Origin of the sequence: Amycolatopsis sp. DSM 110486, from assembly GCF_019468465.1 — a bacterium.
Lineage (GTDB): Bacteria > Actinomycetota > Actinomycetes > Mycobacteriales > Pseudonocardiaceae > Amycolatopsis.
Window position 1 is genome coordinate 7,118,450 of record NZ_CP080519.1, and the last position, 15,397, is coordinate 7,133,846.

General features: G+C 71.1%; 17 protein-coding genes. 14 read left to right on the forward strand and 3 right to left on the reverse strand.

Features of this window, described 5'->3' with window-relative positions:
* Positions 1–158 precede the first annotated feature (158 nt).
* The 6 genes from K1T34_RS34545 to K1T34_RS34570 all read left to right on the forward strand — a co-directional run bounded on the left by K1T34_RS34545 (position 159) and on the right by K1T34_RS34570 (position 6,553).
* On the forward strand, positions 159–707 hold the full coding sequence (locus tag K1T34_RS34545; RefSeq protein WP_220238918.1) for a cupin domain-containing protein: 549 nt from the start codon (positions 159–161) through the stop codon (positions 705–707).
* A 418-nt stretch (positions 708–1,125) separates the two neighbouring features.
* Complete coding sequence (locus tag K1T34_RS34550; RefSeq protein WP_220238919.1) at positions 1,126–2,652, forward strand: sugar ABC transporter ATP-binding protein; 1,527 nt, start codon at positions 1,126–1,128, stop codon at positions 2,650–2,652.
* Positions 2,649–3,650, forward strand: a complete 1,002-nt coding sequence (locus K1T34_RS34555; protein ID WP_220238920.1) for an ABC transporter permease — start codon at positions 2,649–2,651, stop codon at positions 3,648–3,650. The genes K1T34_RS34550 and K1T34_RS34555 overlap by 4 nt, the downstream gene beginning before the upstream one ends.
* A 28-nt stretch (positions 3,651–3,678) precedes the next feature.
* Positions 3,679–4,692 (forward strand): substrate-binding domain-containing protein, encoded by a 1,014-nt coding sequence (locus tag K1T34_RS34560; RefSeq protein WP_220238921.1) that lies wholly within the window; start codon positions 3,679–3,681, stop codon positions 4,690–4,692.
* A complete protein-coding gene (locus K1T34_RS34565) occupies positions 4,689–6,095 on the forward strand; it encodes an L-fucose/L-arabinose isomerase family protein (protein ID WP_220238922.1) in 1,407 nt (468 codons plus the stop codon). Before K1T34_RS34560 ends, K1T34_RS34565 begins: the two co-directional genes overlap by 4 nt.
* A gap of 53 nt (positions 6,096–6,148) precedes the next feature.
* Complete coding sequence (locus tag K1T34_RS34570; RefSeq protein ID WP_220238923.1) at positions 6,149–6,553, forward strand: hypothetical protein; 405 nt, start codon at positions 6,149–6,151, stop codon at positions 6,551–6,553.
* 677 nt (positions 6,554–7,230) lie between these two features.
* Here K1T34_RS34570 and K1T34_RS34575 read toward each other — a convergent pair.
* Positions 7,231–7,506 carry a hypothetical protein gene (locus K1T34_RS34575; RefSeq protein ID WP_220238924.1) on the reverse strand — a complete coding sequence of 92 codons (276 nt, stop codon included), beginning with the start codon at positions 7,504–7,506 and terminating at the stop codon, positions 7,231–7,233.
* A complete protein-coding gene (locus tag K1T34_RS34580) occupies positions 7,507–7,662 on the reverse strand; it encodes an EsaB/YukD family protein (protein ID WP_220238925.1) in 156 nt (51 codons plus the stop codon). It lies immediately after the preceding gene.
* 257 nt (positions 7,663–7,919) lie between these two features.
* On the opposite strand from K1T34_RS34580, the gene K1T34_RS34585 reads away from it, so the two are divergent.
* Positions 7,920–8,333: an SsgA family sporulation/cell division regulator gene (locus K1T34_RS34585; RefSeq protein WP_220238926.1), complete on the forward strand. Its 414-nt coding sequence runs from the start codon at positions 7,920–7,922 to the stop codon at positions 8,331–8,333.
* Positions 8,334–8,587: 254 nt separating this feature from the next.
* On the opposite strand, the gene K1T34_RS34590 is transcribed toward K1T34_RS34585, so the two are convergent.
* Complete coding sequence (locus K1T34_RS34590) at positions 8,588–9,403, reverse strand: hypothetical protein (RefSeq protein ID WP_255637759.1); 816 nt, start codon at positions 9,401–9,403, stop codon at positions 8,588–8,590.
* Positions 9,404–9,497: 94 nt separating this feature from the next.
* Between K1T34_RS34590 and K1T34_RS53680 the strand changes: the two genes are divergently transcribed.
* The 7 genes from K1T34_RS53680 (at position 9,498) to K1T34_RS34620 (ending at position 15,333) form a co-directional block, all read left to right on the forward strand.
* On the forward strand, positions 9,498–9,626 hold the full coding sequence (locus K1T34_RS53680) for a hypothetical protein (protein WP_255637760.1): 129 nt from the start codon (positions 9,498–9,500) through the stop codon (positions 9,624–9,626).
* Positions 9,627–9,723: 97 nt separating this feature from the next.
* Complete coding sequence (locus K1T34_RS34595) at positions 9,724–10,092, forward strand: STAS domain-containing protein (protein WP_220238927.1); 369 nt, start codon at positions 9,724–9,726, stop codon at positions 10,090–10,092.
* A 39-nt stretch (positions 10,093–10,131) separates the two neighbouring features.
* Positions 10,132–10,971, forward strand: a complete 840-nt coding sequence (locus K1T34_RS34600) for an aldo/keto reductase (RefSeq protein WP_220238928.1) — start codon at positions 10,132–10,134, stop codon at positions 10,969–10,971.
* 72 nt (positions 10,972–11,043) lie between these two features.
* Complete coding sequence (locus tag K1T34_RS34605) at positions 11,044–11,499, forward strand: hypothetical protein (protein WP_220238929.1); 456 nt, start codon at positions 11,044–11,046, stop codon at positions 11,497–11,499.
* 49 nt (positions 11,500–11,548) lie between these two features.
* Positions 11,549–13,051, forward strand: a complete 1,503-nt coding sequence (locus tag K1T34_RS34610; RefSeq protein ID WP_220238930.1) for a CYTH and CHAD domain-containing protein — start codon at positions 11,549–11,551, stop codon at positions 13,049–13,051.
* 159 nt (positions 13,052–13,210) lie between these two features.
* On the forward strand, positions 13,211–14,320 hold the full coding sequence (locus tag K1T34_RS34615) for a glycosyltransferase family 4 protein (RefSeq protein WP_255637762.1): 1,110 nt from the start codon (positions 13,211–13,213) through the stop codon (positions 14,318–14,320).
* Positions 14,320–15,333 carry a lysylphosphatidylglycerol synthase transmembrane domain-containing protein gene (locus K1T34_RS34620; protein ID WP_220238931.1) on the forward strand — a complete coding sequence of 338 codons (1,014 nt, stop codon included), beginning with the start codon at positions 14,320–14,322 and terminating at the stop codon, positions 15,331–15,333. The genes K1T34_RS34615 and K1T34_RS34620 overlap by 1 nt, the downstream gene beginning before the upstream one ends.
* Positions 15,334–15,397: the final 64 nt, after the last annotated feature.

The following is a 15,397-nucleotide window of genomic DNA, read 5'->3' on the forward strand; positions in this document are numbered from 1 at the left end:
CGGACTGGGGAAACGGCGAGAGTGCGGAGCGTGGCCGAGGTTGTCGCCGGGACGGTGCGTGATCGTCACCGGCTGTTCAACCCTCCGATGTGGTTTGACTTCGAATAGTTCGTCGCCGTACTATCTTTCTGGTGGATGGGTCATCTGAGGAGGTCGGGATGAATCAGCCGGTACTGGTCCGGAGCAGTGACGCCGAGGTGCTGGGCGCCGCGCCGAACCGGACGTGGCTGCTCGCGGACGCCGCCGACACCGGCGGCGTGATGAACGTGGTCCGGACGACGCTGGGGCCGGGCGTGGACGGTCCGCCGCCGCACTTCCACCGGCTCGCGCCGGAGATGTTCTACCTGCTCGACGGTCGCCTTCGCGTCCTCGTCGGCGACGAGGTGGTGGTCTTGACCGCCGGTGATTACCTGCTGGTGCCTCCGGGCGTGGTGCACGCTTGGGGCACCCTGGCCGAGTCGGGTGCTGACGTGCTGATCGTGAAGGCGCCGGGGGAGAACCGCTTCGACTACTTCCGCCTGGGCGACCGCATCCGGCGGGGTGCGGCGGATCCGGCGGAGGTCTTGGCCACGCAGGAGAAGTTCGACAACCACTTCACGACGAGTCCGGTGTGGACGCGGCTCCTCGCGGGGGAGCCGGAGCGCGCTGCGGTGGTGGATTTTCCGGGTGGTGCGAGGGATTGGGCACCTGGCGGTACGGAGGGTTGACGGGGTGCCTCGCTGGTGCGCTTCGGATTGCGGCGTGTGAGCTGCGGGGCGTTGGCCCGCGTGTGCTGATCGGCAGGCCGCGGTGCAGCGCGATCAGGCGGCCCGGCCGGTCGGCCGGGCGCGCGGACAGGGCTGCGGGCCGTGCGGGTGGTGCCGCGTTTTCTTGGCCGAACTGGGGCCCAGTAAGGCGCGTTGGCCGAGCCTCGGACGTCGTCGTGGCGTGATCGGCCGGCCTGGCCGGCCGTGGACTGCGCGGAGTAGCGGGTTGACCCGCTCGGCTGAAGCTTTCCGCACATGTGCGTCCCGATCGGTCCGATTTCCCTCGTTTTCGACCGGTTGTCCAGTGACTCTTGACACACCTCCCCGGCCCCCTTACCTTCGCTGGTAATCGATTTCTCGAACGGTGGGATCGAGGGGGATGGGCGACGACGGCGTCGCGCTGGTCGAGCTGGCCGGCGTCAGCAAGACCTACGGCGGAGTGCGTGCAGTTCGTTCGGTGGATTTCACCGTGTGGGCGGGGGAGGTGCACGCGCTCCTCGGGGAGAACGGGGCGGGCAAGTCCACCCTGATGAAAGTTCTCTCCGGAGAGGTGGCCGCCGAGGAGGGGGTGATCCGGATCGGCGGGCTGCCGGTCCGGTTCGCCCGCCCGGCCGACGCGCAGCGGGCCGGCGTCGCGATGATCCACCAGGAGCTCGACCTCGTGCCGGCGCTTTCCGTGGCGGAGAACGTGTTCCTCGGCCGCGAGCCGCACACCCGCTACGGCGTGCTCGACCGCAAGCGGATGGTCCGCGCCACCCGGGCCCTGCTCGAACAGTCCGGTGTGGACCTCGACGCCACCACGCCCGTCGAACGGTTGCGCACCGGCGAACAACAATTGGTGACAATCGCGAAAGCGCTGTCGCTGAACGCACAGATCCTGATCATGGACGAACCGACCTCGGCGCTTACCCCCCGCGAAGTCGAGCGGTTGTTCACAGTGATCGACCAGTTGCGCACAGCCGGTGTGGCCCTGGTGTACATCTCCCACCGCATGGAAGAAATCGGACGCGTCGCGGACCGGGCGACGGTGCTGCGCAACGGCGAGGTCGTCGCCGAGTTCGCCGCGCGCGAGCTGACGGCGTCGCAGGTCGCCGAAGCGATGGTGGGCCGGCCGGTGCAGCAGATGTTCACGACCGAAACCAAGCCGTCCGAAGGCGAACACGTTTTGGTGGTCGACGAACTCGTTGTCACACCGAAGGCCGGCCGCCGTGAACCCGCGGGGGTCAGCCTGAGTGTCGGCGCCGGCGAGATCGTCGGGGTCGCCGGGCTGCTCGGGTCAGGCCGCACCGAACTCCTCGAAACCCTCTACGGCGCGTCCCCCGGAACCATCACCAGCGGCCGAATTCGGCTCAACGGCACGGAATACCGGCCGCGATCCCCGCGAGACGCGCTCCGCAACGGCGTGGCCTTCGTCCCTGAGGACCGCCGGATCTCCGGGCTCTCGCTGGACCACTCGATCCTCGCCAACACCGTCCTCTCCGTCGTCGACGCCCTCGCCCGCTTCGGCATCGTTTCCGCCGGCCGAGAGCGCGAAACCGCGCACAACTCGGCCGAACAGCTCGATGTCAAACTTCGCACACTGGCCGACCCGGTCGGCGCGTTGTCCGGAGGCAATCAGCAAAAGGTGGTTCTCGGACGCGCTTTGCTCACAAAACCACAACTGCTGTTACTCGACGAACCAACCCGAGGTGTCGACGTCGGCGCGAAGGCCGAGATCTACCGGATCTTGGGAGAAGTCGCACAAACCGGGGTGGGAATCTTGCTCGCGTCGTCCGAACCCGCCGAGCTCGTGGGAGTCTGCGACCGCGTGGTGGTGCTGCGCGGCGGCAAGACCGTGCACGAGCTCGACACCGCGCTCGCCGGCGAAGGCGAGCTGCTCGCCGCGTCGATGGGCGACGTCCGGTGACCGGCCGCAGGGTGCTCGCCACGCTGTTCCGGTTCCAGAGCGTCTTCGGGCTCGTCGTGGTGTTCGCCGCCGCGATCGTGTTCTCACCCTCGAACGACGGCGACCTCGTGTTCCTCGGCGCCGACAACCTGCTCAACGTCGTCCGCGCCATCTCCGAGATCGGCATCCTCGCCGTCGGCATGACGCTGGTGATCCTCGTCGGCGGCATCGACCTGTCCGTGGGCTCGGTGCTGGGCCTGGCGAGCGTCGGCGTCGCCGAGCTGCTCACCACGAGCGACTGGGCACTCGTGCCCGCCGTGCTCGCGATCCTCGCACTGGGCCTGGGTTTCGGCCTGGTACAGGGGGTCGCGAGCGCACGGTTCCGCATCCAGTCGTTCATCGTCACGCTCGCCGGCATGCAGATCGCCCGCGGCCTCGCGCGCATGTGGTCCGGCGGTGAAGGCGTGTCGATCACCTACGGCGACGGCCCCGGCCAGGCGCCCGTCCCGTTCTCGCTGCTGGGGGAGCGGACGTTCAACGGCACCGTGCCGATCCCCGCGCTCATCTTCGTGGTGGTCGCCGCCCTCGCCATGGTGCTGCTGCGGGTGAGCGCCTTCTCCCGGCACATCTACGCGATCGGCGGCAACGAAAAGGCCGCGCGGCTCTCCGGCGTGCCCGTGGTGCGGGTGAAGGTGCTCGTGTTCGGCATCTGCGGCCTGCTCGCCGCGCTCGCCGGCATCGTCCACGCGGGACAGCTCAACTTCGGCGGCCCCAACGATGGCAACGGCTACGAGCTCAACGCCATCGCCGCCGTCGTCATCGGCGGCACCAGCCTCTCGGGCGGGCGCGGGACCGTGCTCGGCACTGTGGCGGGCGCGCTGCTCGTCGGCGTGCTCGACAACATCCTCCAGCTCAACAACATCGACTCCAACGTGCAGCTGATCGTGGTCGGCGTGGTGATCGTGTTCGCCGCCGGACTGCAACGGCTGCGTCCGGGCCGCGCGCAGGCCGGGCCGTAGCGACGTTCGCCAGGGAAGAGGAGCTCACATGTCCACCACCACTCGCCGCGGGCTGGCGCTCGCGGTCGCCGGGGTCGCGTTCGTGGCCACGGCCTGCGGCACCACGCACGAGAACGCGCCCGGGGCGTCGTCCGGCGCCGGGCCCGCCACGCAGGCGTGCAAAGGGCCGGGCGGGAAGTTCACCATCGGCATGAGCCAGGCGAACCTCGGTGAGCCTTACCGGGTGCGGATGGACGACGACATCCGCACGGCGGCCGCGTCGATCCCGCAGTTCACGGTCAACTTCGCCGACGCCGCCCAGGACAACTCGAAACAGGTGGAGCAGGTCAGCACGTTCCTCACGCAGAAGATCGACCTGCTGATCATCAGCCCCAATGAGGCGACGCCGCTCACCAGCGTCGTGAAGAAGGCCTACGACCAGGGCATTCCGGTGCTGGTGCTCGACCGCAAAGTGGACGGTGACGCGTACACGTCGTTCATCGGCGCGGACAATGTGGATATCGGGCGCCAGGCCGGCCAGTACTTCAAGCAGCACCTCCTGCCGCAGGGCGGGAAGATCGTGGAGCTGAAAGGGCTCGCGGGTTCGACGCCGGCGAAGGAACGCGCCGACGGCTTCAACGAGGGCATCGCGGGCTCGGGCATCACGATCGTCGGCACGGCCGACGCCGACTGGCTGCGCGACAAGGGCCAGCAGCAGGCCGACGCGCTGCTCAAGGCCCACCCCGACGCGCAGGCGATCTTCTCCGAGAACGACCCGATGGCCGAGGGCGCGCGGCTCGCCGCGCAGAACGCGGGCAAGGCGGCGCTGCCGATCGTCGGCATCGACGGGCTCCCGGTGCCGGAGGGTGGCATCAAGGCGGTGGAGGCCGGGCGGCTCTCGGCCACGTTCATCTACCCGACCGGCGGGGCGGAAGCCGTTGCCGCGGCCAAGAAACTGCTCGTCGACTGCGGGCAGGTCCAGAAGACGCAGACCCTGCAGACGCGGCTGATCACCAAGGACAACGCCGCGCAGGTCTACGCCGAGCTGAACCAAGGCTCATGACGCGCATCGGGGTCATCGCGATCTCCGACGGTCGCGATCACGTGCACCGCCGCAACATCGGGTTCATCCGGTCCAAAGTGGACTCGTTCATCGCCGCCCTCACCGACGCCGGCCACGACGTGATCAGCGGCGGGCTCGTGGCCACCAACACCACGGCGACCGCGGCCGCCCGGTCCGTCGCCGCGGCTTCGGTGGACGTGACAGTGTTCTACTACGCCGTCTGGAGTTTCCCGCACTTCACGATGCTGGCGGCCGACGCGACGACGACGCCGTTGCTGCTCGTCGCGTCCACCGATCCGGCGGAACCGGGGCTCGTCGGGATGCTCGCCGCGGGCGGCGCCCTGGACCAGCTCGGCCGCCGCCACACGCGGCTGTGGGGCGCGCCGGACGACCCTGCGCTGGTCGACGACGTCGGCGTGCACGCGCGGGCGGCCGGCGCCGTGGCGACGCTGCGCGGCTCGACGTTCGGACGGTTCGGCGGGCGGCCGATGGGGATGAACACGGCCGTCGCGAACACGGACCAGTGGATGCGGCAGTTCGGAGTGGACGTCGAGGAGATCGACCAGTACGAGCTCGTGCTGCGCGCGGAGAAGGCTGATGCCGTCGAGGCCGCGTGCGGGCGCGAGTGGCTGGAGCGGTTCGCGACTGTCCACTATGACGGGGAGAAGCTCACGCCCGCGTTGCTGGAGCGGCAGATCCGGGGGTACCTGGCCGTGCGGGATATCGCGGCCGAGCGGCACCTGGACTTCTCGGGCATCAAGGCCCAGCCCGAGCTGACGGAGAACTTCGCGACGATGGACGTGGCGGAGGCGCTGCTCAACGACCCGTACGACTGGAATGGGCCCAAGGCCGTCCACGTCACCGCCACGGAGTCCGATATGGACGGTGCGCTGACGATGCAGCTGATGCACCGCATCACGGGCACGCCGGTGTTGTTCGCGGACGTCCGGCACCACCATCCTGATCGCGACGTGTGGGATCTGTGCAATTCCGGACAACACGCGACGTGGTTCGCCGCCCGCAGCGACGATCCGGCGGAGAACCTCGGCCGGGTGCACCTGTATCCGTCGGTGTTCTTCTTTCCCGCCGGTGGCGCGTCCATCGCGCACTTCGCGGCGCCGGGGCAGATGACCCTCGCGCGACTGACCCGGCGCGACGGTGCGTATCGGTTGCAGCTGGTGCTGGGCGAGTTCGAATGCTATGACGACGCCACGAACACGGCGTTGGCCGCTCGGTCCACACCGGAATGGCCGCACGCGTTCGCCCGGCTCGATGTCGAGGCGCCAGTGTTCCTTCGGGGGTTCGGTGCCAACCACATCCACGCCGTCCCGGGCGATCGGCGGCGGGAGCTGCGCGTGGCGGCGGAGCTTCTCGGGGTGCGCGTGGAGGAGTGGACGCGCTGACCGCTTCCGGCCGACGGCGGCCGTGAGCGTGAGCCGAGAGCGACCGTACACGGGTGAGACTCCTCAGCAGCACCTCGAACAGCTCCGCGTACCGCCCGAGCCGCGCCCCCGGCGCGCGCCGGCTGTGCACGAGACCGAGCGCGGCCACCAACGCGGCCGCCACCCTCAGCGTGGGCACGGCGACCGTCGGCGGGGTTTCGGCGATCAGCGGCCCGATCGCCAGCGCCGTGAACCCGCACAACCTCGCCACCTTCAGCGTGGGCACGGCGACCGTCGGCGGGGTTTCGGCGATCAGCGGCCCGATCGCCAGCTCCGTGAACCCGCACAACCTCGCCACCTTCAGCGTGGGCACGGCGACCGTCGGCGGGGTTTCGGCGATCAGCGGCCCGACCGCCGGCGCCATGAACCCGCACAACCCCGCCACGGGCAGCGGAAGCCGTTGCCGCACCGCCGGATGAAGCCGGGCCCGCACGGAGAATCCCAGCGCCAGCACGGCGAGCAGCACGATTGCCGACGCCCGCCCGTCCGCGGCCGGCACACCTTCCGACACCGCCGCCACGACGGCCGCCCCGCCGAGCAGTCCCGTGAGGAACTGCTCGGCCCGAACCACCGTCGCGTACACCTCGCGCTGCGGCGGCTGGGGTCGTCGCGCACGAGGTCGGCCGCCGTCTGCGGCAACGCGGGCGCCGGGACCCGCCCGAGCCGCGCGCGGCCAGTGGTCCGGACAACTGCGAGAACACCAGCACCACACCCGCCGCCGCGGCCGCGGCGCCCGCGCCGTCGATGACCCCGCCCGCCGCGAGCCACGCGGCGGTCCGGCGAGCACGCTCGCCGTGAGCCCGCCCACGACCACCGCCACCCGGTCCGCCACGGCCACCAGCGCCACCACCGAGGTCACCAGCACGGCCGCGCACCCCGCGAGCACCTGCGGCGCACCGAAAGCGAGGGCACCGCCGAACAGCCCCGGGCTCGTGCCCGCTCCGCACGTCGGCGGCGGCCCGCCGAGGGCCGGCGCGCCCGCGGCGAACGCGAGCGGCAGGCGGGCGGCCGCGAGCGCGGCACCCGCGCCGGAATCACCCAGCGCGCGACAGCACCGTGGCCGCCACGAGCAGCAGCACCGCCACCCCACCGGCCGTCAGCGCGGCCGCGCTGACGGCGGGCCGGAGTGCAGCACGGCGAGCCGCGTCAGCAGCACGGCCGCGCCCGCCCCAGCCAGGCCCAGCGCCCGCGCGTGCCGGGGAGCCCACAGCCGGTCGGCGCGGGCCGCGACCGTTGCCGCGAGGTCGTCGTACTCCAGTTCCGGCCTGTCTGTGCCCCTTGGCACAAGGTGAAGCGCCTCACCGTCGCGCACGCGCTGGGCGCCCAGGGCGCTCGCCTCCGTCACGGGGGTGCCGTCGGGGCGGCGCAGCATTCAGCCGCCGTCGTGCACGCCCTCGTCGGCGAGCGCATCGCCGGCGCGGCGCACCAAGCCGGGTAGCAACTCCGCGTCCGGCGAGCGGTCCCGCAGCGCCAGGTCCATGCGGCGGTCCGGCGCGTCGATCGTCACCCTCACCAGGCCTGTGGTCATCGTCCGTCCTCCCGGGGCTCGTGCGGCTCACGACGACGGGGGAGCGCGGCCCGTGGGGCCCCTCGGCAGCTTCCGGACATCGTTCGGGGACGCTCTTCATGCCGATGAGTGAGCGCATGAGACGTCCGTCTCCACCAAAGGGGTGAAAGATCGGTTGTCGGGCAGCTCGTACTCTTACGGGGCGTTACTCATAGAGGAACATTCACGTTGAGCCGTGAGTTGCTTCGACCCAAGAACGAGATGAAGGAGGTACCGCCATGGGCACCGAGCCCCCCGTCGTTCACGCGACGATCGTCTTCGGGCTGCGCACGTTCGGGAGCGTTCCGCTGCCGGTGCGCGCTGACCTCGAGTACGACCCGTCGGACCCGTACGCCATTTCCGTCGGCTACCACGCCGGCCCCGGTGTCGTCCGCTGGCTCTTCGGCCGCGACCTGCTCGCCGACGGCCTCATCGCCCCCGCCGGAGACGGCGACGTGCGAGTGCGCCCGGCAGCCGACGACGCCCGAGTGGTCGTGGAGCTCAATGCCCCCGACGGCTCCGCCGTGCTGGAAGCCCCGGCCGACGAGCTGGCCGACTTCCTCGACCGCACATACGACGAGGTGCCGGCCGGCGACGAGGCCCTGTGGTTCGACTTCGACCAGGAGCTCGCGAAGCTGGCCCTGCGGGACTGAGCTCCCCGGCGCCATCGGGGACTCAGCTGCACCGGGGCTCAGCTGTACGGAGGCTCCGCTTTACCGAGACTCCGCTTACCGAGACTCCGCTTACCGAGACGCAGCGCCACCGGGTGGCTCATACCACTGAGCCGTCTGCACCACCGAACTTCGCCGAGCCCCTCGCACTCTCCGCATCACCGGGGCCTCAGCGACACCGAGGCCCCGCACCACTGGGGCTTGAGCGGCACCAAAGCCGCCGCGCCGCCGGGTTCTCAGCCCCGCTGTCCGGCCCACCGGACGGCGGGACCCATCGCCCACCCGGCGGCCACGAACACCGCACCCACCAGCAGCCAGCCGGGGGTGCCCCACTGCACCACCACCGTGCTCAGCAGCGCGGGGCCCGCCATCCGGGCCACGGACGTGCCGGTCCCGAAGAACCCCTGGTACTGGCCCTGCCGCGTGGCAGGCGCCAGGTCGAACCCGATTCCCCAGGTACCGGCCGACTGCAGCATCTCCCCGAGCACCTGCAGCAGCGCTCCGGCCACGAGCACCGCGACGGCCACCGTCGCCGACGAGCCCGCCGCCGACAGCGCGAACGCCACACAGGACACGGCCAGCAGCACCCCGGAGTGCCGCACCAGCCGCGTCGCCGAGCGCAGGCCGGTCACCCGCGTCGCCACGCGCACCTGGCCCAGCACAACCACGATCGTGTTCAGCACGAACAGGGCCGACACCGTCCACTCGGGAGCGGCGGTCCGCGAGACGATCCACAGTGGAATCGCGACGCTCAGCAACGGCATGCGCAGCAACAGGATCGCGTTCAACAGTGTGACGAGCGCGTAGGGCCGGTCACGCAGCACGGCCAGCGCCGGCTCGCCCTTGACCCGCGGCACCGGCGCGACGGCCGGCAGCAGGCGCAGCAGCACGGCGGACACTGCGAACGCGGCCGCGTCGAGGGAGAACGCGGCGACGTAAGCGCCGGGCGTGTCGGCCAGCAGCGCGAGCCCGCCGAGTCCCGCTCCGACGGCCAGCCCGCGCCACGAGCACATCACGACGCTGCTGCACGAGGAATTCGCGGAACTGCTCACGCCGGTGCCCTCGGCTGCCGGGTTGCACCTGTGTGCACTGTCCGAAGTGGACGTGGGACCTGTTGCGGCACGGGCGAACCGGGGCGGTGTCGGCGTGCAGACATTGGCGGGACTTTGCGGGGAACCCGCGCCGTCCGGGCTGGCCCTCGGGTACGGCGCCGTGGCCCCGGAGAAGATCGCGGCCGGGCTCGCCGTACTGAAACGTGTGTTCGACGAGGGTTGACCTCACAGCACACCGGCGTACGGTCGGACGTGTTGGCTGTTGTTCAGACACGTGCTCCGGTCAGCGCCCCTGCAGGTTCCTGCGAGAGGAGCGCTCCATGAACACCCCGTTTTCCCCGGTCTCGATACCGGCGGAGCTCACCATCACGACCACCGACCACGAGGGCACCCGCGTGCTCACCCCGGTGGGCGACCTCGACGCCGCCACCGCCCACGTTTTCGCCGAAGCACTCGCGGACGCCGCGCGGCTCGGCGGGCCCGTGGTGGCGGATCTCTCCCGCGTCGAGTTCCTCGGCTGCGCCGGAATCCGCGCGTTGTTCGCCGCGCACGATCGGGCTGTTTCGTTCACCGTGGTGTGTGACGGCGTGCACGGCGTGCGCCGCTGCCTCGACGTGACCGGCGCGTCCGACACGCTGGCCGTGCACACGACGCTCACCGAAGCGCTGGCGGCCGCGGTCGCGTCCTGAGCGAGTTTCGGGGCCCGGGGCCTCGGGTAGGCCGAGATCATGACTGCTCACACAACGAACGTCCCGGACCTCGAGCTGAACAACGGCGTGCGCATCCCGCAGTTCGGGTTCGGCGTGTTCCAGATCCCGGAGGACGACACCGCCGACGCCGTGCGGACCGCGCTCGAGGCGGGCTACCGCCACATCGACACCGCGCAGATGTACCGCAACGAAGCCGGTGTAGGCGAGGGCATCGAGAAGTCGGGTGTGCCTCGTGAGGAAGTCTTCGTCACCACGAAGCTCGCCAACGACGCCCAAGGCCACGACAATGCGATCAACGCGCTCGAAGGCAGCCTGCGCCGGCTCGGCCTCGAATACGTGGACCTGTACCTGATCCACTGGCCGTTGCCGCACCAGGACAAGTACGTGCGCACCTGGGAAGGCTTCGAAGAGCTGCTGCGCGCCGGGAAGGCGCGCTCGATCGGCGTGTCGAACTTCCAGGTGGAGCACCTCGAAGAGCTCGCCCGCCAGACCGGCACGGTGCCGGCGGTGAACCAGATCGAACTGCACCCCGCGTTGCAGCAGACCGAAATGCGCGCCTACCACCGCGCGCACGGCATCGCGACGGAGGCGTGGAGCCCCCTCGCGCAGGCGGCCGTGCTGTCCGACCCGGTGCTGACCGGGCTGGCGGACAAGCACGGCAAGACCGCGGCCCAGGTGGTGCTGCGCTGGCACCTGCAGCTGGGCAACATCGTGTTCCCGAAGTCGGCCACGCCCTCGCGCATCCGCGAGAACATCGACGTGTTCGATTTCGAACTCGCCGACGAGGACCTGGAAGCGATCGGCAAGCTCGACGCCGACCACCGCACGGGCCCGCACCCCGACACGTTCCGCGGCTGAACCGTCGCCGCGGGTTTTCCCCCGCTGGTCGAGGGGTAGTTCTTCGGAAGAGGCCGGAAGGAGTGTGCCGGGATGAGCACAGAAGCGTACGTCTCGTTCCTCGCCATCGGTGTGGTGCTCGTGCTGATCGACGGGCAGGTCATCTACCGCAGCGGACGCGGGTACCTGGAGAGTTCCTATGGTGACCCGGCCGCCGGCGCGTCGATGACCCGGTTGGTCACGGTGCTGTTCCACCTGGTGACGCTGGGACTGCTGGCGTTGCTGTCCACGATTCCGCTGGGCGACAGCGATCTGCCCGGCGTGGTGGGCCGCGTCGGCGTGCTGCTGCTGGTGCTGGCGATCGTGCACGCCATCACGCTCACCGTGCTGGGCCGCATCCGCGGCGAGCAGGTGGGCGAGGCCGTGGTGAACCGCAGGATTTCGCGCCGGGAGGCCGAGCAACGCGGAACGGCGGTGACCACGGCCGTGCCGGCCCAGGAGGCGAGCTATCCGGACGTGAGCCCACCGCTGGAGCATCGCGCGCCGTGAACGCCCTTCATGCCTCAGACTTTCGTGAACGAACCTGAGGAGTGACGGAATGAACAGACCCGTGGTCGAAATCGAACGCGAGCGCAAGTACGAGGTCGCGCAGGACGCGGTGGTCCCCGAGTTCGTCGGCGGCGGGACGGTGCAGGGCCAGGACGCTCCGGCCGAGGAGCAGCTCGACGCGACGTACTACGACACCGCCGGCTTTTCCCTCGTACGCGCCGGGATCACCCTGCGCCGCCGCGTGGGCGGGCACGACGCCGGATGGCACCTGAAGCTGCCGGTCGGGCCCGACGAGCGCGAGGAGCTGCAAGTCCCGCTCGGCGCCGACGACGGCAAGGTGCCCCGCGAGCTGAACCAGCTGCTGCGCGCCCACACCCTGGGGCACAAGCTGCTGCCGATCGCGCACCTCAAGACCGACCGGTTCGAGCATCGCCTCACCGACGCGTCGGGCCAGATCGTGGCGACGGTGACCGACGACCACGTGACCGGCGAGGTCGGCGGCAAGACCGCGCGGCTGGACCGGTGGCGCGAGTTCGAAGTGGAACTGAAGGGCGACGCCACACCGGACCTGCTCGACGAGCTGGAGAGCACGCTGGTCGACGCAGGCGCCCGGACGTCGCAGTGGCCTTCGAAGCTGCGGCGGCTGATCGGCGACCGCGTGCCCAACGGGCAGGTGGTGGGCAAGCGGCCGGACGCCGGCGAGGTCGTCGGCGCCTACCTGCGGGAGCAGTTCGCGGCGCTGCGGCGAGCCGACGTCGGGGTGCGGCGCGACGTCGAGGACTCCGTGCACCAGCTGCGCGTGGCGTCGAGGAAGCTGCGGAGCGCGCTGCGGACGTTCTCGTCCATTGTGGACGACGACCGGATTCCGAGCGTGACGCGCGAGCTGAAGTGGCTGGGCGGCGAGCTGGGCCCGGCCCGTGACGGCGAGGTCGTCGAGGCGCTCGTGCGCGAGTGGCTCGACGGCGCGTCGGCCGAGCTCGTGGTCGGTCCGGTCGACCAGTTCCTGACGCGGCGGTTCTCCCGCGAGGCCGTGGACGCGCGCAAGAAGGTGCTGGAAGCGTTGCGCGGCAAGCGGTACCTGGCTCTGGTGCAGGAGCTGGACGCCGTGGTGTCGGGTGTGCCGACCGACGCCGGACCTGCGAAGAAGGTGTTGCGCAAGCCGGTGCGCAAAGCCGCGGGGAAGCTGCGGAAGGCGGAGAAGGCGGCGCACGGGCTGTCCGGCCGGGAGCTGGAGCACGCACTGCACGACGTGCGCAAGAAGGCCAAGCGCGCCCGCTACGCGGCGGACGTGGTGCGGCCCGTGTTCGGCGACAAGGTGCGCGTGTGGCGCAAGAACGTGAAGAACGTGCAGCAGCTGCTCGGTGACCACCAGGACTGGGTGGTGGCGGGGCCGGTCGTGTACCGCCTCGGTGTCGATGGCCGCGATGAAGGCGTCGGGTTCACGTTCGGCGTGCTGTACGGGACCGGTGGGGGAGTGCGCGCGGGCATGCAGCGGGAGTTCGTGAGCCGGTGGAAGCGGCTCGAAAAGGGGAACTCGCCGAAGTGGCTGTAGGCCGCGCGGCGAGGGGACCACGAACGGTGGCCGGGTGTCGGGGCGAGGTGCCTCGGTACTCGGCCATCGCCCGTTCGTGGGGTGGGAATTCCGGGCGTGATTGAACCGCCGGCACCTGTCGTCCGTGTTTGCTGGGTGAGAGCGGCGTGAGGAGGCAACGTGCGGAGTCATCGGGCCGGGGACGTGGTCGCGTTCGTGCTGCCGGGCAACGTGGACGACGTCACGGAGCCCAGCGGGGGCAACACCTACGACCGGCGGATGTGCGAGAGCCTGCCGGGCGCGGGGGTGCCCGTGCTGCAGGTCGCCGTGCCCGGATCGTGGCCAGAGCCGGGGCCGACGGGGCGCGCGCGGCTGGCGCGGGCGCTCGCGGCGCTGCCGGACCACACGACCGTGCTGATCGACGGCCTGGTGGCGTGCGGGGTGCCCGACGTGGTGGTGCCGCACGCGCGGCGGCTGCGGCTGGGCGTGCTCGTGCACCTGCCGCTGGCCGACGAGACCGGCCTGGACCCCGTGCACGCCGCCGAGCTCGACGCGTGCGAGCGCGAGACGTTGCGGGTGGTGCGCCAGGTCGTGGCCACCAGCCCGACGGCCGCGCGCACACTGATCCGCCGCCACCGCCTCGGGCCGTCGACGGTCGCCGTGGTGGAGCCGGGCGTGGACCTGGCGCCGCTGGCGTCGGGGACCGACGGGGTTTCGCGGCTGCTGTGCGTGGCGGCGGTGATCCCGCGCAAGGGCCAGGACGTGCTCGTCGAAGCGCTGGCCCAGCTGCCTGACCTCGACCTCACCGTGGACTTCGTCGGCTCGCTGACGCGCGCGCCGGAGTACGTCGACGAGCTGCGCTGGTCCGTCGACCGCCTCGGCCTCGCCGACCGCGTCACCTTCAGCGGCCCGAAGGCCGGCGCCGAACTCGACGCGGCGTACGACCGCGCCGACCTGGTGCTGCTGCCCTCGCACGCGGAGACCTACGGCATGGTCATCACCGAAGCCCTGGCGCGCGGCATCCCCGTGGTGGCCAGCGACGTCGGCGGGGTGCCCGACGCGCTCGGCCGCTCGTCGGACGGCGCCGTGCCCGGCCTGCTCGTGCCGCCCGGCGAGCCGGGCGCCCTCGCTTCCGCGCTGCGCAGCTGGGTGACGAACGCCGAGCTGCGGCGTGACCTGCGCACGGCGGCGCTCGGCCGCGGCAGCGCCCTCGAAGAGTGGGACGGCGCGGCCCGCCGGCTCACCGAAGTCCTTTCCCGCTGGCGTTCCATCCCGATCAAGGTGGCCTGATGCGTACGTTCTGGTCGTGGTTCCGAATCCTCGCCGGGTTCGCGATCATCGGGGTGCTGGCGTGGCGCCTCGGCACCGACGCCTTCCTCGACGGCCTGCGCGTGATCGGCCTGATGCCGGTGCTGGCCGCGCTGGCGATCGGGCTGCTGACCACCGTCGTGAGCGCTTGGCGCTGGCGCGTGGTCGCTTCGCGGCTGGGCCTGCGGCTGCCACTGCGCCAGGCCGTGGCGGATTACTACCGCGCGCAGTTCCTCAACGGTGTGCTGCCCGCCGGGATCCTCGGCGACGTGCACAGGGCGGTCGAGCACGGTCGGCAGGCCGGTGACGTGGCGCGGGGTGTGCGAGCTGTTGTGCTCGAACGCACAGCCGGACAGGTCGTGGTGGTGGCGGCCGGACTCGCCGTGTTGATTTTCCGACCTGCAGTGTTGCCCGGGGTTGCACACGATGTGCTGACTGTCGCAGGCGCCGGGGTTCTTTTCGTCGCGATCGTGGTGCTCACGGTCGCGTGCAGCACGGGCGACCGCTGGCTGCACAGCGCGTCGAAGTGGCGGCGGGGGTTCGCCGAGTCGATGGCGGACGTTCGCGCGGGGCTGCTGGGGCTGCGCACCTGGCCGCGGGTCACGGCGTTGTCGCTCGTGGCGCTGGCCGGGCACCTCACGCTCTTCGTGGTCGCGGCGCACGCGGCCGGCGCCACCGCTTCGCTGATGACATTGCTGCCGCTGCTCGTGCTTGCGCTGCTGGCGATGGGGCTGCCGATCAACGTCGGCGGGTTCGGGCCGCGCGAAGGTGTCGCTGCGCTGGCGTTCGCCGCCGCGGGGCTGGGCGCGCAGCAGGGGGTGACGGTCGCTGTCGTGTACGGGTTGCTGGGGCTTCTGTCCACGGCTCCCGGCGGTGCTGTGCTGCTGGTCCAGTGGCTCGGCTCGCTGCGTCGCCGGCCGGCCGCACCGACGGCGTTGCCGACGCGTACTCCGGTTCCCGCGCCGGCTCGGGTGCCCGCGCACTCGGCCGCCTGACGATCACCGCGTCCTCGTGCGGTACCGCTGTGTCCGCTCGCAGGGTAATCTTGCTAGACAAAAT